At 67.4% G+C, this 17,054-nt stretch carries 16 protein-coding genes; 8 read left to right on the forward strand and 8 right to left on the reverse strand.

What is annotated here, in order from left to right; translation table 11 throughout:
* Window positions 1-141: 141 nt before the first annotated feature.
* Window positions 142-669 carry a hypothetical protein gene (locus tag P8A20_RS00515; RefSeq protein WP_306102624.1) on the forward strand — a complete coding sequence of 176 codons (528 nt, stop codon included), beginning with the start codon at window positions 142-144 and terminating at the stop codon, window positions 667-669.
* A gap of 148 nt (window positions 670-817) precedes the next feature.
* On the opposite strand, the gene P8A20_RS00520 is transcribed toward P8A20_RS00515, so the two are convergent.
* The 3 genes from P8A20_RS00520 to P8A20_RS00530 form a co-directional block, all read right to left on the reverse strand.
* A complete protein-coding gene (locus P8A20_RS00520) occupies window positions 818-3,826 on the reverse strand; it encodes a 3-keto-alpha-glucoside-1,2-lyase-like domain-containing protein (RefSeq protein WP_306102625.1) in 3,009 nt (1,002 codons plus the stop codon).
* A 528-nt stretch (window positions 3,827-4,354) separates the two neighbouring features.
* The gene (locus P8A20_RS00525; protein WP_306105096.1) at window positions 4,355-4,756 is read right to left on the reverse strand and encodes a (R)-mandelonitrile lyase; all 402 of its coding nucleotides are present in this window, start codon (window positions 4,754-4,756) and stop codon (window positions 4,355-4,357) included.
* Between the two features lie 59 nt (window positions 4,757-4,815).
* Window positions 4,816-5,832: a zinc-dependent alcohol dehydrogenase family protein gene (locus tag P8A20_RS00530; RefSeq protein ID WP_147961576.1), complete on the reverse strand. Its 1,017-nt coding sequence runs from the start codon at window positions 5,830-5,832 to the stop codon at window positions 4,816-4,818.
* A gap of 266 nt (window positions 5,833-6,098) precedes the next feature.
* Between P8A20_RS00530 and P8A20_RS00535 the strand changes: the two genes are divergently transcribed.
* The 5 genes from P8A20_RS00535 (at window position 6,099) to P8A20_RS00555 (ending at window position 10,812) form a co-directional block, all read left to right on the forward strand.
* A complete protein-coding gene (locus P8A20_RS00535; protein WP_306102626.1) occupies window positions 6,099-7,019 on the forward strand; it encodes a helix-turn-helix transcriptional regulator in 921 nt (306 codons plus the stop codon).
* A gap of 143 nt (window positions 7,020-7,162) precedes the next feature.
* Window positions 7,163-8,194: an LLM class flavin-dependent oxidoreductase gene (locus tag P8A20_RS00540; protein ID WP_147961574.1), complete on the forward strand. Its 1,032-nt coding sequence runs from the start codon at window positions 7,163-7,165 to the stop codon at window positions 8,192-8,194.
* 164 nt (window positions 8,195-8,358) lie between these two features.
* Entirely contained in the window at window positions 8,359-9,105 is a 747-nt protein-coding gene (locus P8A20_RS00545; RefSeq protein ID WP_306102627.1) for a vWA domain-containing protein, read from the forward strand.
* Window positions 9,106-9,573: 468 nt separating this feature from the next.
* A protein-coding gene (locus P8A20_RS00550) for an IS5 family transposase (protein ID WP_187282281.1) occupies window positions 9,574-10,403 on the forward strand; the annotation gives its coding sequence in 2 pieces (ribosomal slippage) (window positions 9,574-9,907 and window positions 9,907-10,403; 831 coding nt in all).
* Between the two features lie 10 nt (window positions 10,404-10,413).
* Complete coding sequence (locus P8A20_RS00555) at window positions 10,414-10,812, forward strand: hypothetical protein (RefSeq protein WP_306102628.1); 399 nt, start codon at window positions 10,414-10,416, stop codon at window positions 10,810-10,812.
* On the opposite strand, the gene P8A20_RS00560 is transcribed toward P8A20_RS00555, so the two are convergent.
* Window positions 10,807-11,649, reverse strand: a complete 843-nt coding sequence (locus P8A20_RS00560) for an IS5 family transposase (RefSeq protein ID WP_306102629.1) — start codon at window positions 11,647-11,649, stop codon at window positions 10,807-10,809. The two genes, P8A20_RS00555 and P8A20_RS00560, sit on opposite strands and share 6 nt — an antisense overlap.
* Window positions 11,650-11,911: 262 nt before the next feature.
* Window positions 11,912-12,271: a hypothetical protein gene (locus tag P8A20_RS00565; RefSeq protein ID WP_147961572.1), complete on the reverse strand. Its 360-nt coding sequence runs from the start codon at window positions 12,269-12,271 to the stop codon at window positions 11,912-11,914.
* 62 nt (window positions 12,272-12,333) lie between these two features.
* Between P8A20_RS00565 and P8A20_RS00570 the strand changes: the two genes are divergently transcribed.
* Window positions 12,334-13,143, forward strand: coding sequence for an IS5 family transposase (locus P8A20_RS00570; protein WP_147961571.1), 810 nt, complete (start codon window positions 12,334-12,336; stop codon window positions 13,141-13,143).
* A 50-nt stretch (window positions 13,144-13,193) separates the two neighbouring features.
* Here P8A20_RS00570 and P8A20_RS00575 read toward each other — a convergent pair whose 3' ends face one another.
* The 3 genes from P8A20_RS00575 to P8A20_RS00585 form a co-directional block, all read right to left on the reverse strand.
* Complete coding sequence (locus P8A20_RS00575) at window positions 13,194-14,861, reverse strand: ISAzo13 family transposase (RefSeq protein WP_306102630.1); 1,668 nt, start codon at window positions 14,859-14,861, stop codon at window positions 13,194-13,196.
* A 129-nt stretch (window positions 14,862-14,990) separates the two neighbouring features.
* On the reverse strand, window positions 14,991-15,437 hold the full coding sequence (locus tag P8A20_RS00580) for an SRPBCC family protein (RefSeq protein WP_147961570.1): 447 nt from the start codon (window positions 15,435-15,437) through the stop codon (window positions 14,991-14,993).
* Window positions 15,438-15,552: 115 nt separating this feature from the next.
* Window positions 15,553-15,828: a hypothetical protein gene (locus tag P8A20_RS00585; protein WP_306102631.1), complete on the reverse strand. Its 276-nt coding sequence runs from the start codon at window positions 15,826-15,828 to the stop codon at window positions 15,553-15,555.
* A 389-nt stretch (window positions 15,829-16,217) separates the two neighbouring features.
* Here P8A20_RS00585 and P8A20_RS00590 point away from each other — a divergent pair, with 389 nt between their 5' ends.
* A complete protein-coding gene (locus P8A20_RS00590; RefSeq protein WP_147964435.1) occupies window positions 16,218-17,054 on the forward strand; it encodes a bactofilin family protein in 837 nt (278 codons plus the stop codon).

The following is a 17,054-nucleotide window of genomic DNA, read 5'->3' on the forward strand; positions in this document are numbered from 1 at the left end:
GGGACAGGAAAGACCCGTCGGCGATCAGTTGGACCTTGGTGGTGAATCCTCCGCGGGCACGCACGCGTGGCGTCGGGCTCCCCGATGCGTCCCGGGTGAGTATGTTCGGACCCAGCCCTCTTCCCTCACCGAGGCGATGCAATGCCCGACCGTGTCCCCCGCAGGGGCTCCTCCCCCGGGTCGGCCTTGCGGCACCGGCCGACGGAGCAGTCGCTGTTCAGCGGCATCTACGGACTGGTGCTGGCCAGCGCCCTGGTGGCCGCGCTGGACGCCACCGACGAGAAGGCCGACCCCGGTTCGGACGCGCTGTGGGTCCTGCTCACCGCGCTGGCGGCGGGAGCCGCCCATGGGTTCGCGCACGTCATCGCCCAGCGCGCGTCCGCGGACGGGGCAGCGCCATCGAGCAGACTGCGGTTGGTGATCGCCGAGTGGCCCCTGGTCGCCGCCGTGCTGCCCACGGTGGTGATGCTGCTGGCCGCGGTGGCCGGGTGGTGGTCGGAGGCGACGGCCGCGGACACGGCCCTGCTGTTCAACACCGTCGCCCTGTTCGGCTGGGGCGCCTGGGCCGCCCGCACCGCCGGATCCGGATGGCCGTCCGCGTTCCGGGCGGGGGGCATGGACATGTTGATCGGACTGGTGATCATCCTCGCGGATGCCCTCATCGAGTGAGATGCGGATGCTCTACGGCCAGATGAAAACGGTGTGCTGAGGCTTCGGCCGGCCGCAGCAAGACACAGGTCACCGGAATGATCCGGACCACCGTCGCAGCGGGGCGCCTGCGGTTCGCAGGCACCCCGCGCGCGGGCGTGACCCCGGCTCAGCTCAGTGGTTCGATGCGGATGTTGCGGAACCGCACGGCGTTGCCGTGGTCCTGGAGACGGATCGCTCCGGCCGACGGTCCCTCCGGCGCACCCGCGCCGGTCGGTCCGTCGATCGCGATGTCGTCGTGGACCTTCCGTCCGTTCCACACCACCGTGACGCGCGCGTCGGCGGTCTTCCGGCCGCTGCCGTCGAAGCGTGCGGCACGGAATGTGACGTCGTACGTCTGCCAGGTCTCCGGAGCTGTGGCCGCGTTGATGTCCGGCGCCTTCTTCTGGTAGATCGCTCCGGCCTCATTCGTGTCGGGAGTGGTGTCACCGAACGAATCGAGGATCTGCAGTTCGTAGCGGTCCTGGAGGTAGACACCACTGTTTCCGCGGTCCTGACCGGTCACGTCGTCCGGCAGCAGTGGCACCCGGAACTCCATGCGCAGCCTGAAGTCCTGGTAGGCGTCCTTGGTGCGGATGTCGCCGCAGCACACCTCCATGGACCGCTCGGCGGCGAGCGGCCATTCGGTGCGCCGTCCGTCCGTGTGCTGCCACTGCGCCTGGGAGGCCGTGGTGCCGTCGAAGAGGGAGACGAGCGCGCCGTGAGGACGCACGGTGATCAGGTCGAGGTTGACGTGACCGGTGTCACCGGGGTCGAAACGGTATGAGAGCGTGTTGTGCCCTGCCTTCAGACGGACCCGCTCGGTCTGTGTCGACCAGGTGTCCCAGGTCCCGGTGGAGGGGAGTTGTGTCTGTCGGAGCTTCTTCCCGTTGACGTGCAGGGACAGGGACTTGGTGCCCTGGAAGGGGTTCGGCCCGTTGGAGTAGCGCAGGTTCACGTCGTAGTCGCCGGCCCTGGGCACGGTCACGTCGAAGGTCGTGCCTGTCCGGTTCTCCGTGTTGTAACGGTCCACGAAGCCGCTTCCCGAGTAGCCGGGGTGGTCGGTGTGGACACCTGCCGTGCCGGTGAGCCGCGCCTCCTCCGCCTCGTACAGGGTTGCCGGCGGCGGCTGCTTCCCCGGCAGGGCGTTGAGCGTGTACCAGGCTTCCGTGCTCCACAGCGGCTCGCCGGACGCGGAGGCGAAGGGACGAGGTGAGCGCACGTGGACGACCCTGTCGGGCTTCAGCCCGTCGAGGCGCAGCCGCACGGTGCGCCTGTCGCCGGTGAGGGTCGCCGAGCGTACGGCGAGCCGCTCCTCGGCGATCTTCGGGCCGCCGTAGTCGGAGGTGGGGGTGTAGCGCCACTGCTCAGCCCGGTAGTGCGAGGCCAGTTCCTCCGCGGTGGCCTCCGACAGTGGTTGGGTGTATTCGAGGTCGAAGCCGCCCGGGACGGCACGCATCTCCTTGATGTCGAAGGTGTTGCCACCGTTCGGCGTGAGCTTCTGCAGGCCGAACTTCAGCTTCCCTTCCTGCCCCCAGTTGCCGTCGGCGCCGAGGCCACCCGTGTATATGGAGCCGTCGGGCCCCATGGTGATGCGGTTGACGCCGGCTTCGAGCCCCTGTGTGTAGCGGAACACGGCGCCTTGGTACTGCCCCTTCACCTTCTCCAGGTAGGCCCGCTGGAGTCCCCCGTAGGTGACGTCGCCGAACAGCATCTGCCCGGCGAACCTGCCCTTCTCCAAGTAGAGCGGTGTGCTGGGAGAGTTCGCGATCTCGTTCTGAGGCAGCCAGAGCACCGGCTGGGTGGGGGTGCGGTCGTCGAAGGCGCCCGACGGCTGGGTGTAGTGGTTGAAGAAACGGTCCGGCTTGATCTGGACCAGCTTCGACGCGGGCAGCCAGCCGCCCTGGTTGTCGGTGGTGAAGAGGGAACCCCCGGGGCCCCAGCCGATCCCGTTCGGCGTCCGCAGGCCACCCGCGACCGCCTGGATCCTGCCTGTCTTCTTGCTGACCTTGTACGTCGTGCCACGGCCCTGCGCGGGCTGCGGAGTGGTGGTGGCGCCGCCGTAGTCGATGGCGACGGACAGGTTCACGTAGAAGTAGCCGTCACGGTAGAGGAGGCCGAAGGCGAACTCGTGGAAGTTCCCGCCGTACGGCCATGTGGCGACCGTGCGGTACTCATCGGTGACGAAGTCATCGTCTTTGTCGATGAGTTGCGTCAGCTCGTGCTTCTGCGAGACGTACAGCGAGCCGTCGACGTACTTGATGCCCATCGGCTCACGGAGGCCTTCGGCGATCTTCTCCACCGTCACCTTCTCGCGGCTGGTCCGGCCGGTGACATTGCCGAGGAGGTACACCTCTCCGGTGGTGGTTTCGGAGCCACCCCACGTGGAAAGCGCCAGACGGCCGTCGGGGAGCCAGTCCATTCCGGTGACCTGTGGCTCGAAGCCCTCCGGGCGGAGGTCGGTGAGGTCGAGGTCGGGACGTACGTCGGTGAGCGGGAGGCCGTCACCGGGGGTGTCCGCGCCCGATTCGCACTCCTTGCGGCCCGGTGCCGTGACGCGGACGACCCCGGCGTCGGTGGTCAGGGCCTCGTTGGGGATGACGCCGAAGTCGCCCGCGCCCGGCGGTCTCCACGCGAGCGTCAGCTGCTGATCGCCGCCTCGCTCGAAGTAGTCGACGCGGAACGCATGTGATCCAGCGGTGAGTTGGGCGGAACCGTCCTTCGGCTCTGCGCCGTGCAGACCGTCATGGTCGATGACCTGCTGGTCATCGATGGTGAGCCGTGAGCCGTCGTCGCTGTTCAGGCGGAAGTCGTACGTGCCGTCGGCGGGGACCACGAGGTAACCGGACGCCTCGGCCACGAAGTTGTCGGCGTAACCCCCGAAGTCGTCGACCGTGGACCAGTCGACGGTGGGCATCAGCTTGTCGTGGTTGGGCGTCTGCCCCGGTTTGAGCGTACAGAGATTACTGAGGGGCACCTGGGTGTCGAACACCCGCAGGGTGACACCCGGCTCCTGGGGCGGAATGTCGTCGGGCGCGGCAGAGGCCGTGGGCCCGGCCCAGACGCCTCCGGCTAGGAAACCCCCGACGAGCAGGGTGGTGAGGTGTCTTCGGGCACGTGGGGACAGCCGTGGATGCATCGATCCTCCAGAAATGGGGGCACTCCGGACGGGCTGAACAGATCTGCTGATAGCGATCGCCTACGGTTGCGCCGCCACGCTAGGGGTCTTCTGCTGGAGAAGTCCATACTTTGTCATCTGTGAGTTCAAAGTTCCGGTCCAGCCCGGCCTGTCACAGGTAAGGCGGGGGGAGTTGACGATCCGGCCACTCAGTAGAGGCCGGATCGCGGAGGCAGAACCCTGATGTCGCAAACGGCCGCACCTTTCATGGGCGTTTCCGGCGTCGCGGGCAATCGCACCTTCCCTCGCATCGGACAGCTTCGCGGCCAGGGCGTGGGGGCGGTCCTGGCCGGCGGTGCCGGGCGCGATGCCGCAGCCTTGGCGGGGCCGGGCCGGCGGGCGGTCTCCGGCCCCGGACCGGCGTCGGCGCGGACCGGGGCGGAAGTGATCACGGTGAGCCTTCAGGCCGTGTATCGCGAACGCTGTTCATGCTGCTTGTCGACGTGAGATCTCCCCGGCCCATGAACCTTGAACATTCACGGCCCGGGATCAGTCGGTGGCCGGGGTGGCGGTGTATTCCTCGTCGGTGACGGGTTCGAGCCAGTGGACGACGTCGTGGTCGCCCTCGTTGATGGCCAGGTGGACCATCAGCCGGTTCGGAGCAGCACCGTGCCAGTGCTCCTCGTCGGCCTCGAACAGGACGCGGTCCCCGGGGCGGATGACTTCCACGGATCCGCCACGGCGCCGGCAGAGGCCGACGCCTTCCGTGACGAAGACGGTCTGGCCCAGTGGGTGGCGGTGCCAGTGGGTGCGGGCGCCGGGCATGAAGTGCACCAGGTTCGCGGTGACCCGGGACGGGGCGGGCGCGACGGCGACGGCGGCGGCGGCGGCGGCGGCGGCGATGTAGACGTCGCCGGTGAACCGGTCGGCCGGGCCCTTGCCGGTATCGATCTAGCTTCGGTTGATGTGCATGGTTGGTCCTTCTCCGGTTGACTTCTGTTTCGAAGGGGTCAGGGCTTGAGGAGAGTCTTGACGGCGCGGCGTTCGTCCATGGCCCGGTACCCCTCGGCGACCTGGTCCAGGGGCAGGGTGAGGTCGAAGACCTTGCCCGGGTCGATCCGGCGGGTGAGGACGCGGTCCATGAGGTCGGGGAGGTAGCGGCGTACGGGGGCGGGGCCGCCGCGCAGGCCGACGTGGGAGAAGAAGAGCTCCTGTCCGTCCACGGCGACCTCGTGGGGTACGCCTACGAAGCCGACGTTGCCGCCGGGCCGGGCCGAGTGCAGCGCCTGGCTCATGGCCTGTGCGGTGCCGACGCACTCCAGGACCGAGTCCGCGCCGATCCCGTCCGTCATCTCCTTGATACGGGCCACGCCCTCCTCGCCACGCTCGGTGACGATGTCGGTGGCGCCGAACTCGCGGGCGAGTTTCTGGCGGGGCTCGTGCCGGGACATGGCGATGATGCGTTCCGCGCCCATCTCCTTCGCCGCGATCACTCCGCACAGGCCGACCGCGCCGTCGCCGACGACCACGGCGGTCGAGCCGGGCCTGACCTCGGCGGCATCGGCGGCCCACCAGCCGGTGCCCATGACGTCGGAGACCGCCAGCAGACCGGGCCAGAACTCCTCACCGGGCACGTCGTCGGTGGCCACCAGGGTGCCCTGGGCGTTGGGGATGCGCACGTACTCGGCCTGGCAGGTGGACATGAATTCGCGGTTCAGACAGTTGGACTGGAACCCGTTGCGGCAGTTCGCGCAGGTGTTGTCCGAGGTGGCGAACGAGCCGACGACGAACTGTCCCGGCCGGACGGAGGTGACCTCGGAGCCGACCTCCTCCACGAAACCGACGTACTCGTGGCCCATGGGATGCGCCTGTCCGGTCGGCTCCGCGCCCCGGTAGGGCCACAGATCCGAGCCGCACACACAGGTCACGGCCGTCCGGATGACCGCATCGGTCGGCTTGAGGATCTTCGCGTCCTCCACGGTCTCGAACCGTATGTCGCCGGGGGCGTGAATGACTGCTCCGCGCATGAGAAATGCTCCTTGCCTGGCTGGGGCTCACCGGCACCGGGGAGGTTCCGGCGGGCCGCCGAATGGGTGACGCTTCCCGGCGCGAACGGTGCTTTCACCGCTCACAAACCCGGGTCCGGCGTTCGGGCCGCCCGCTGTGAGGGGGGACGGCGAACGCCGCGTCGTCCATCCAGGTAACCCCCGTCCCGCGCAGGCAGCGAGTCACTGAGGAGGGGTGTACCAGCAGTACATCCCTCTCTCGCGGGTCAGGCCGTACCGTCGTAGGTATGGACAACCGCGAGGAGGTCCGCGAGTTCCTCACCTCGCGGCGAGCGAAGATCACCCCCGGGCAGGCGGGGCTGCCCGCAGGACCTCGGCGCCGTGTTCCCGGTCTGCGCAGGAGCGAGGTCGCGGCTCTGGCCGACATGAGCGTGGAGTACTACGCCAAGCTGGAGCGCGGCAGCCTCGCCGGCGTCTCGCCGACCGTCCTGGAGGCCCTCGCCCGTGCCCTGCGGCTCGACGACGCCGAACGCGCCCACCTGCTGAACCTGGCCCAGGCCGCCGACGGCTCCGACGCCCTCACCCGGCCCCGCCGGCGGCGCACGAAGGACCAGTGGCGGCCGCATCGCAGTCTGCAGTGGACCCTGGACGCCATCACGGCGGGTCCCGCGTTCGTCCGCAACGGCCGGATGGACATCCTGGCCGCCAACCAGTTCGCCCTGGCCTTCTACAGCGACCTCTACGCGGTCCCCGGCAACCAGGCGAACCTGGCCCGGTTCAATTTCCTCGACCCCGCCTCGCGCCGGTTCTACCCCGACTGGGACCTTTTCGCCGATGTCGCCGTCGCCATCCTGCGTACCGAAGCCGGCCGCAACCCCTACGACAAGGACCTCCACGACCTGGTCGGCGAGCTCTCCACCCGAAGCGACGACTTCCGCACCCGCTGGAGCGCTCACGATGTCCGCCTCCACGGCTCCGGTACCAAACGCTTCCACCACCACGTCGTCGGCGACCTCACCCTCGCCTTCGAAGGCCTGGAAATGGCTGCCGAGCCCGGTCTCACCCTCACCGTCTATGCCGCCGAGCCCGGTTCGGTCTCCGAGGAAGGCCTGCGCCTGCTCTCCTCCTGGGCCGCCACGCCCCAGGCCCCCGCGCCCCTGCCGCACTCGAGCGAAGGAGGGACCCGGCCCGGCGGAGCTAACCCCTAGAGCGAACGCAGTCACGCGGCCGCGCAGTGGAAACGAGGCGTGCCGAGTCGACGGGAACGGTGGTCGATCCGGCGGGAACACCTCATGGCGATCTTCTGTTGGTACGCCCATAGGTCTGACACACCCGGACGTCGGAGGGCTGAGTGCCACACACATCGCGACCGCTGCGCAAGCTGGGGTTCCTGACCATCGGACTCTACGACGAGGACGACCCGGGCCGTGGCCACGAGTCCACGCTGCAACTGATCGAGCTGGGTGAGCGGCTGGGCTTCGACAGCGCGTGGGTCCGCCACCGGCATCTGCAGTACGGCATCTCCTCTCCCGTCGCAGTGCTGGCGGCTGCCACGCAGCGCACCCGGCGCATCGAACTCGGCACCGCGGTCACACCGCTCGGCTGGGAGAACCCGCTCCGGCTCGCTGAGGACTTGGCGACGGTCGACGTGCTGTCCGGCGGACGCCTCAATCCTGGTGTCAGCGTCGGCCCTCCGATGTTCTACGACCGCGTCAAGGACGCCCTGTACCCGCAGACCGCGGAGGCCGAGGACTTCGGTTACGGACGGGTGGAGCGTCTGCTGGACCTCGTGCGAGGTGAACCCGCCACCGGGGCCGGCGGCCGGGAGGGCTTCGAAGTCTTCTCCGACCGGGTGCAGCCGCACTCACCGGGGCTGGGCAGTCGGATGTGGTACGGCGGGGCCAGCCTGAGGTCGGCCCGGTGGGCGGGCGAGCACGGGATGAACTTGCTGACCAGCAGCGTCGTCAAGGCCGAGGGCCCCGAGGAAGGGCCCGCCGACTTCGCCACCGTCCAGCTCTCGCACATCCGTGCCTTCCGGGCTGCTCACCCCGACGGGGAGGATGCCCGTGTCTCCCAGGGGCTGGTGGTCATCCCCACCGACTCCGCGTCACCCGAGCAGCGTGCCAGGTACGAGCGGTACGCCGCCGAGCGGCTGCCTCGCACAGCGGTTCCGCAGGGACCGGGGCGCATGATGTTCGCGCCTGATCTGGTCGGCACCTCGGAGGTGATCGCCGAGCGGCTGCAGGCGCACGCGGCGTTCCGTGAGGTGGACGAGGTGGCGTTCGCGCTTCCCTTCACTTTTGAGCACCGGGACTACGAGCAGATACTCACCGACATCGCGACGAAGCTGGCCCCGGCGCTGGGCCGTCGGTCCGGCACCTGACTCAGGGGGCCTGCCCGCGGGACGCTCTGCCCGGCCGCAAGGCCCGGCCGGGCAGAGCCGACCGCACGAACGGGTGGGCCTTGAGGTGTCCGACGACATCGGGTTCCTCGGGTATCCGTGGTGAACACCCCACGTCCTCGACGGCCTGGCCTCACCATGGAGAGGTGATCGTGTCGAACAGCAGTGAACGCTCCCCCGCCATCAGCCTGACGAAGGTCATGGAACGGGCACCTGACCTGGTGAAACTGTACAAGGCGGCCGGGAGCAGTGTCCGCGCGCACGGACTGGAGGGTGTGCGGGCCGCGGTCTATCTGGTGCTCGACCGCTCCGGCTCCATGCGGCCCTACTACCGGGACGGCACCATGCAGCACCTGGCCGAGCAGGCGCTGTCGCTGTCGGCGCATCTCGATGACGACGGTGTCGTGCCGGTCGTGTTCTTCTCGACGGACGTCGACGGATCCACCGACCTCAGGCTTGGCCGGCACCGCGGCCTCATAGACAAGCTCCACGAGAACCTGGGCCACATGGGCCGTACGAACTACCACTGGGCGATGGACGAGATCATCGACCACTACATCGCCTCGGGCAGTGACGCGCCCGCTCTGGTCGTCTTCCAGACCGACGGTGGCCCCACCAGCAGACTCGCTGCCGAACGCTACCTGTGCAAAGCAGCGCGTCTCCCCCTGTTCTGGCAGTTCATCGGCTTCGGCGACCCCGACGACAACGAGTTCACGTTCCTCCATAAACTCGACACCCTCGCGGTCCCGGCCCGCCGGATCGTCGACAACGCCGGTTTCTTCCATGCCGGCCGCACACCAAGAACCATCGGTGACAATCAGCTCTACGACCGGCTCCTGCACGAATTCCCCCAATGGCTGGCCGCCGCACGCACTGCACGCGTCCTGGAGTAGCGGGGGGGAATACGGGCTCAGCCGAAGGACCGGAATCGCGGGTCTGTCGACTCGCGACGAAAAGGCGTTTACGCACCCCGTGGTGCACATGATGCCGGACGTTGCAGAACGTGCTGGTGGGAACGAGCATGCCGGGGATCGGCTACTGCGTGGTGACTTCGGATCGGCCGGTCGGCGAGTGCTCGCATTCGCATCACTACGACGATCTCGTAGCCGGAATATCGGTATCGCCCGTTTCGGCCAGCACAGGTCCGGTTCGCGCCGGTTACGGTAAATCGGCGTTCCTGGGTTCGGGCGGGACCGCACTATGAACCGTACGGCGCCTGGCCCGTGGAGGGCTCGCGCATGTACGGCAGAATCCAGGGGGGAATCAGCAGTGGCATTTCTTGCTTAGAGCTCGTAACACGATCTTGGTGAAACGTGCTGGTTGGCCGTGACTGGTGTGAAGATTCGGCCGTTCGTGATGGTGTGAGTACTCGACCGTGGATCGTGGACGATGAGTTGTGGGCGCTGATCGAGCCGTTGTTGCCTCCGTGGCCGGAGCGGTCACCGGGGCCTCGGCCGGTGTCGGACCGGCTCTGTCTCCAGGGCATCCTGTTCGTCCTCTACAACGACATAGCCTGGCAACTTCTGCCCCCGGAACTGGGGTTCGGCTCGGGACAGACGTGCTGGCGCCGCCTGGACCGGTGGCAGAAGGCAGGGGTCTTCGACCGGCTGCATCGGGTCCTGCTCGCAGAGCTGAACGCGGCCGGCGAGCTCGACTGGTCGCGGGCTTGCGTGGATGGTTCTCACATCCGCGCGAAAAAGGGGGCGCCGACACCGGTCCGTCGCCGGTCGACCGGCGGAAGACGGGCAGCAAACACCACCTGATCTGCGACGGACGCGGCACCCCGCTCAAAGTCATCACCACCGCGGCGAACGTCAACGACATCACCCAGACCCTCAATCTGGTCGACGGTATCCCGCCCGTCGCTGGCCGGCCCGGCCGACCGCGACGGCGCCCCGAGGCTGTCCTGGGCGACAAGGCATACGAGTCGAAGGCCGTGCGCCTGGAACTGCGGCGCCGCAAGATCTTGCCGGTCATCTCCCTCAAGGGTGCCCCGAACATCAAGGGCCTGGGCAAGCTCCGCTACGTCGTCGAGCAGACGTTCGCCCTGCTCCACCAGTTCAGACGTCTCGCCATCCGATGGGAACGACGCCTCGAACTCCACGACGCCTTAAAGAGCGTTTTGTCCTGGCCAGGGCGTTTGATAACTGGCGCGATGTTGCCGCTTTGGTCGGCCCGTGCCGGCGTGTGAGGATCCGCCCGTGGAGTGTGATGTGTGCGGGCGGTCGATGTGGCGGTGGCCGGTGCCACCGACGGTCTGGGAAGAGGAGATCTGGTCCTGTTCCTGGTGCCATGCGGCCACCCATGTGGGCGGCGAGTGGTTCGAGATGTCGCGACCGCCGTATCTGCCCCTGGGGATGCGCTGGGAGAAGGCCGTCGCGGATGGCCTTGCCTCTGGTGTCTGCCACGCGTTCGGCATTTTCGACAAGACGCTGTGCGGCATTCAGGAAGCCGGTATGTCACCGTCCGACTACTTGTGGCTGCCGGAACGGGAGGATGCGTGCGGCGCCTGTCGGGGAGCGGCGAGTCTCATCGATAGCCGCTGGCCGCGGTCGATGAGGAGTGAGGATGCGCGGGTCAGCGTGGCCCGGCGGCTATGAGTCCTTCCAGTTCGGAGTCGACTCTCGGGTAAGCCTGCGGCTCATCAGGTCGATCATCGCGAGGTGGACCATCGCTTCGGAGCGATGGGGGTGGGTTTCGTAGTCGCGGGCGAGGCGACGGTGGTGCATGAGCCATCCGAAGGTCCGCTCGACGACCCAACGTCGCGGAATCACCTTGAAGCCCTTGTGAGCGGGGTCGCGGCGGGTGATTTCGACGTCGATGCCGAGGCGGGCGCCGTGGTCGATGACCTTGGTGCGGTAGCCCGTGTCGGCCCACGCCTTCGTGACACGCGGATGGTCTGCGGCGATGCTCGAGAGAACCTGAATGCCGCCGACGTTGTCGGAAACGTTGGCGGCTGTGACCAGCACGGCCAGGAGGAGGCCGAGCGTGTCAACGCCGATGTGCCGTTTGCGGCCCGCGATCTTCTTGCCCGCGTCGATGCCCTGGCCGGCCGCGGGCACATTGGCCGAGGTCTTGATGCTCTGGGCGTCCAGGACGCAGGCGCTCGGCTCGGCGTCGCGGCCTTCGGCCTCTCGGACCAGTCGCCGCAGGAGACCGTTGAGCTGGTCGAAGACCTCGTCCTTCTGCCAGGCGGCGAAGTACCCGTAAACCGTCTCCCATGGGGCGAAGTCGTGCGGTAGGTACCGCCAGGGGATCCCGGTCCGGTCGACGTAGAGGATGGCGTCCATGATCCGGCGCAGATCGTGCTCGGGCGGTCGGCCGATGTCCAGGCCCTTCCCTCTTCGATTGGCCCGCCATGCTGTCAGAGTTGGTTCCAGCAGTTCCCAACGGGCATCGGACAGGTCACTCGGGTACGGCCGCTGTCGGCGAGGCATGTTTCCGTAGTACCGATATCAGCCGTCCCGCCACAGGGCGCAAATAGGCGTGACCGGGGGCTTGTTGGGATCAGACAGGAGCGAAGGGACCGAAACGGACCCTCGAAGGCCGTCACCCGTCCCATCTGCCACAACAAGCGTCTACCGCCTCAGCCGGCCCGAAGCGGTCCGCCACCTGAACTGCAATGAAGCACCCCCGTCGGGACAAAACGCTCTTTTACTGATCGTTTCAGAATCAGGTTCTCCCGATCGCCGGAACCTGTCAGCCATCGAGCCGCTGAAGGACTTGCGTAAACTCATCGTTTTCGACCAACCCGACGAGCACCTGGGTCATGTTGCTGAGGCCGGCATCGCGGACGATGAGGCCGTCCGAGACCCAGAAGTAGCTGCCTCCCAGGGCTTCCCCGCTTGCTGCCCACCTCTTCATCACGAGCTCGACCTGGGCGAGAGTGATGATGGTTGCGCTCCAACGAGAGCCGTCCGGAAGGTCGACGAAGACGTCGACGTTGTCCACCGCATCCAGGTCCTCACCCGCGTTCGGCAGGAACGCGGCCGCGAAATGCTCTGTATGGACTCGGTAGAAGGGGCCGTCCCAGGCTCCCGGCTGTCTGCTCTGACTCATCAGGCGAGTTTGCCGGGTCAATCGGTCCACCTCAACGAGGATCTTCCGCCACGCTGCCAGACGTGATCAGTGATCTTGTGCCCGATGACCTTTGGGCCCGCATTGCTCCGATGCTGCCACCCCCTCCGCAGCGGCGGCATCGATATACGGGACGACACCGGACATGCGACCGCATCGCGCTGGCAGGCATCATCTTCGTCCTGCGTACGGGTGTGACCTGGCGCGACGTGCCACGCCAGGAGGTGGGTTGCTCCGGGGTGACGGCCTGGCGCCGTCTACGGGACTGGACCGAAGCCGGCGTCTGGCCCCGCCTGCACGTTGCGATCCTCACCGAGCTGCGGACGGCCAGGCTGCTGGAGATGGACGACTGTGCCATCGACGGATCGCACATCCGCGCCCTCAAAGGAGGAGCTCACACAGGACCATCTCCAGTCGACCGGGGCCGCCCCGGCAGCAAGCACCACGTCATCGTCGACCGGCACGGCACACCGCTCGCTGTGTCACTGACCGGCGGCAACCGACACGATGTCACCCAGCTCATGCCGCTCGTCGATGCCATCCCCCGCATTCGTGGACTGCGCGGACGGCCGCGCCATCGCCCGCGATGCCTGTACGCCGACCGCGGCTACGACTTCGACAAGTACCGGCGACTCCTCCGGCACCGAGGGATAGCTCCGAAAATCGCCCGCCGTGGTGCCCCCCACGGCTCCGGCTTGGGCAAAACCCGCTGGGTTGTCGAGCGCACCTTCGCCTGGCTCCACCAGTTCAAGAGGCTCCGCATCCGCTACGAGATACGCGCCGACTTCCACCTCGCCCTGCTACAACTCGCTTGCAGCATCATCTGCTTGAGGCGACTCCGAACCTCATTCTGAAACGATCAGTTAGGGCGTGCAGATCATTTACTTGCCTTCTTGATCTTTCACTAGAGCAGGTCAGAAGCGAGGAACGTCGTGATGTCGGCTGGTGTGCGGAAGCGGGCGGTGGAGGCATCGACTCGAGGGCCGTGTGCTTCGAGGAGTGGGCGAATTTCCTGGTTCGCTCGGCAGATGGTCACGGCGGAGACGCCGAACAGTTGGCCCAAGAGGTCCATGGTGGCGAGTTTGCGCAGGTGGAGCACGGTGGCCAGGACCCGGTCGGCTGGGGTGAGCTTGGCTTTGGCACCTGTGCCCGGTGCGACCAGACGCTCGTGACCACGACGTGCGCGGAGCACGTCCTCGCGTTGAGCCTCCAGCGCTGGAGTCAGCTCGTCGATGAGCTCGCTGAGCCGCTGGCGGGTCATCCCGGTCAGTTCCGGGTCCTGCAGCGAACGCCGCGTGAGGTGATCCAGCCTGTTCGCCTGGGCCTGGTCGGGGGTGTTGTTGATCGCCGTCGCCTCCCGCGAGGGCTGCGGGTGGAGGGTGTAGTTCCAGTCGCCGTGGAAGCGGTGTCGGGTGATCGGCAGGGCGGCAAGTTCGTCATCACTGACCTGGACGCCGGTGGGATAGAGGTTGGTGTCGAGTTCGGCGTGAACGGTCAGGCCGGTCTTCGTGGTGGTCGCGGCGATGCTCTGGACGATGACTTCGTGGCTGGTCAGAGGCCTTCCACGCCAGTTCATGGTGATGTGGGAGAACAGCCGGTGCTCGATCCGGTTCCACTTCGAAGTTCCGGGAGGCAGGTGGCAGACGGTAACCGTCAGGCCGGCCTCGGTGGCGAACCGGGCGAGTTCGGTCTTCCAGGTGCGGGTGCGATAGCCGTTGGAGCCGCCCGCATCGGCGGTGATCAGGAGCCGGTCGGCCGTCGGGTAGGCGGCCCGGCCGGCTCCGTTCCACCAGCGGCGGATCGATTCGACGGCGAACGCGGCGGTGTCGTGGTCGGTGCCCACGTTGACCCAGCCGGTGTTCGCGGCGACGTCGAAGATGCCGTAGGGCACCGCTCTGCCCAGCTCGCGGTCGGGGAAGTCGTGGGTGTCGACCCGCACCGGTTCGCCTCTCGGCTCCCATTCACGGCCGTTGTTTTTGAACGGGCCGACCAGTTCCTTCTTCTTCGTGTCCACGCTGATCACCGGAGCTCCGCAGTCCTGGTGATCACGGGCCTGCTCGTTGAGGTAGTGGAACTGTGCGTCACGGTCGGGATGCTGCTTGCCTTCCAGCGTCTTGGCGTTGCTCTGCAGGCTGAAGCCCTCCTCGCGCAGCAGGTCGCCCACCGTGTCCGCACAGATCTTGTGGCCCTGCCGGGTCAGCTGCTCGGCGAGCTTGCGGGTGGATTTGGTGGTCCAGCGCAACGGCGACATGGGATCTCCGCGGACGTCCGGCTCGACCAGCGTGAGGAGTGCTTCCCGAACGGCCGGGTTCCGGTCGACGACGCGTTTGCGGCCGGCGCCGGACCGGCGAATGCGTCCCAATGGCACTTCTCCGGAGTCGAGTTCCCGCACTCCGACAGACACAGTGGCCTCACGGACACCGGCGGCACGGGCGACTGCTCTGATCCCGCCGTGGCCGAGGGACTGGGCCTCCGCCCCTATCAACAAGCGACGCTGCCGCTCGTCGAGGTGCGGCAGAATCGCCTCGAACTTGGCTGCCAGTACAGTCGGTTGTCTCTCTAACCCGCTCATGTCACACCAACGACACACCGAGCGGAAAGCTACGAGTTAATGATCTGCACGCCCTTAGTCTCGTTGGGCTGCAGCCTCATCTGCTGGAGACGCCTGAAGAAGTTCGGATCATGAATCTGCACTGCAGTTCTAGGAGTTACGGCTCACGATCGAGTTGGCGTATGACGCGAGATCCTGGACCCAAACCTGCAGACGCCGTCTCCTGAGCATGTCCAGGAGAGGGAGGGTGTGTCGGTAGGTCGCTGACCAGGTGATGTCGGTGGCGCCATGGGGGGCTCGGGCCAGGTCCACAGACCCTCGATGAGAGGTGAACAGACCTGCGGTCTGTTCGTAGCTGAACCGCTGGTCGGGAATCATCTCGACGACGCGCTCGCGGCAGCACACACGCCCAGTATGGGAACGGATGGTGCGCAGGTCATCCACGCGTGCCGGCCGGTCGACTCCCGCAGGCACATCCCACTCGACGTCGGCGTAGGCGGACCACAACGGCCAGGATTCTGCATCCAGGAGCGCCGCGTAGACGATGGCGGCAGACGCCGATGAGTGCGAAGAAGCAGTAATAGCGAGGGACGACACCCCAACAAGGGTAGACCGCGTCTCACCATGATCGTGTTACGAGCTCTTACACCATCCTCACCGACCCGGCCCCGCTCCAGGTTCCGGAGGCGGGCGAACAGTCTCAGGGAACGGTCTACATCGTCGTCTCCAATCCCAGGAACAAGGAAATGGCCTGGCTGTACGTCAAGGTGCGCGTGCCCTTCGGGAAGGTGGCGGATGCCCTGACGCCCGATCCGAAGGCGATCACAGCGCGGGTTCTGCCGGACGCGACGAGGAAGCCGGAGGACGAGCCACTGACCGACTGGGACAGCGCGGCAGGTGTCCTCACGGTGACCCCCCGTCCCAGCACGTGGTTCAAGGCCGGCGGTTCCATGGTCCTGGCGCTGGAGGGCTTTCCGGTCTCCAGCACGCCGGGGCCGGTCCTCCTGCAGCTGACGGAGGGCGTACAGAACGGCCCCTTCAAGGAGGAGTCCCCTGTGACGCTGAGTCTGCTGAAGCAGGCTCCCAAGGTGCCGCGCAACTTCCGTGCGAAGCGGTCCCTGGTGACTGCGGGCACGGACGTAGTACTGCAGTGGGAGGGCCCCGACACTCTCACCTACCAGGTCCAGGGTCCGGACGGCCCCTCACCAACCGCCCCCCCCCCGGAGGCAAGGAACCGGCTGGGAGTGGTCGCCACAGTCCGGCGAGGAGCCGAAGCGGGACGCCACCTACACCCTGACAGCCACCTCCACCGCCCAGCAGCAGCCGGGATACTTCCTCACCACCACCGTCCACCTGCGCAGCCCCGAATTCGAGGGCGTGACCGCCACGAGCGGAGTGCACACCCCGTGGGTGCGGGGCCGCGAGGAGGACGCCGGGTGGATCGAGTTCCCGTCCAAGGGGCTGAACGTCTTCCACGGCGCCGCCGCGGAGCGGTTGTGGGGCACCGTTTCGGCCAGTGAGGCGGACCTGAACGACCTGTTCACCCGTCGGGCCAAGACGGAACACCTCACGGTCGAGACCGGGTTGACGGTCGACGGTGTGCTGGAGACGCAGGACGGACCTCCCCGGCTGGTCGTCCACGGCCGGTTGGACGCCGAGGGTGATCTGAAGGCCGACCGGAACGCGGTCGTCGGGGGCGCCCTCACCGTCGCCGGCCAGGTGGACGCCGGAGGCGAGCTGCACGCCACCAGCAACGCCGTGGTGGACGGCGACCTCATCGTCAACGGCAAGCTGGAGCTGGATGCACTGCTCGTCGCGCGCGAAGCCACCGTCGGCGGTGATCTCACCGTCAACGGCAGGGCGGATGTCCTGGGCGGGCTGCGGTCCGCCGGGGAGACCGTCATCGGTGACGACCTCACCGTCGACGGCGGTCTCGGTGTCCGCGGGGAGTCCGCGTTCTCGGGGAAGGTGAACGCCAACGCGCACTTGTCGGTCCGGAACGGGAGCGACTGGATTCTGCACACGGACGACGACCTGATATCAGTCAACGGCGGCCTCCGCGTCCAGGAGGAGTCGCTGTTCCTCGGCAAGGTGAACGCGAACGGGCGCCTGTCGGTCCGGAACGGGACCGACTGGCTCGTTCACGTCAACGACGACCAGGTGGCGATCCAAGGCAGCCTGCGAGTGCACGGGGCGTTCCACTCCGACAGTTGA

The organism is Streptomyces sp. Alt3 (genome assembly GCF_030719215.1).
Taxonomy (GTDB): domain Bacteria; phylum Actinomycetota; class Actinomycetes; order Streptomycetales; family Streptomycetaceae; genus Streptomyces; species Streptomyces glycanivorans.

Bases quoted from the DNA above. Each gene is read 5' to 3' on its own strand.
- P8A20_RS00515 (WP_306102624.1), top strand. From the start codon at position 142: ATGCCCGACCGTGTCCCCCGCAGGGGCTCCTCCCCCGGGTCGGCCTTG.
- P8A20_RS00520 (WP_306102625.1), bottom strand. From the start codon at position 3,826: ATGCATCCACGGCTGTCCCCACGTGCCCGAAGACACCTCACCACCCTG.
- P8A20_RS00530 (WP_147961576.1), bottom strand. From the start codon at position 5,832: ATGCGCGGAGCAGTCATTCACGCCCCCGGCGACATACGGTTCGAGACC.
- P8A20_RS00535 (WP_306102626.1), top strand. From the start codon at position 6,099: ATGGACAACCGCGAGGAGGTCCGCGAGTTCCTCACCTCGCGGCGAGCG.
- P8A20_RS00560 (WP_306102629.1), bottom strand. From the start codon at position 11,649: ATGCCTCGCCGACAGCGGCCGTACCCGAGTGACCTGTCCGATGCCCGT.
- P8A20_RS00565 (WP_147961572.1), bottom strand. From the start codon at position 12,271: ATGAGTCAGAGCAGACAGCCGGGAGCCTGGGACGGCCCCTTCTACCGA.
- P8A20_RS00575 (WP_306102630.1), bottom strand. From the start codon at position 14,861: ATGAGCGGGTTAGAGAGACAACCGACTGTACTGGCAGCCAAGTTCGAG.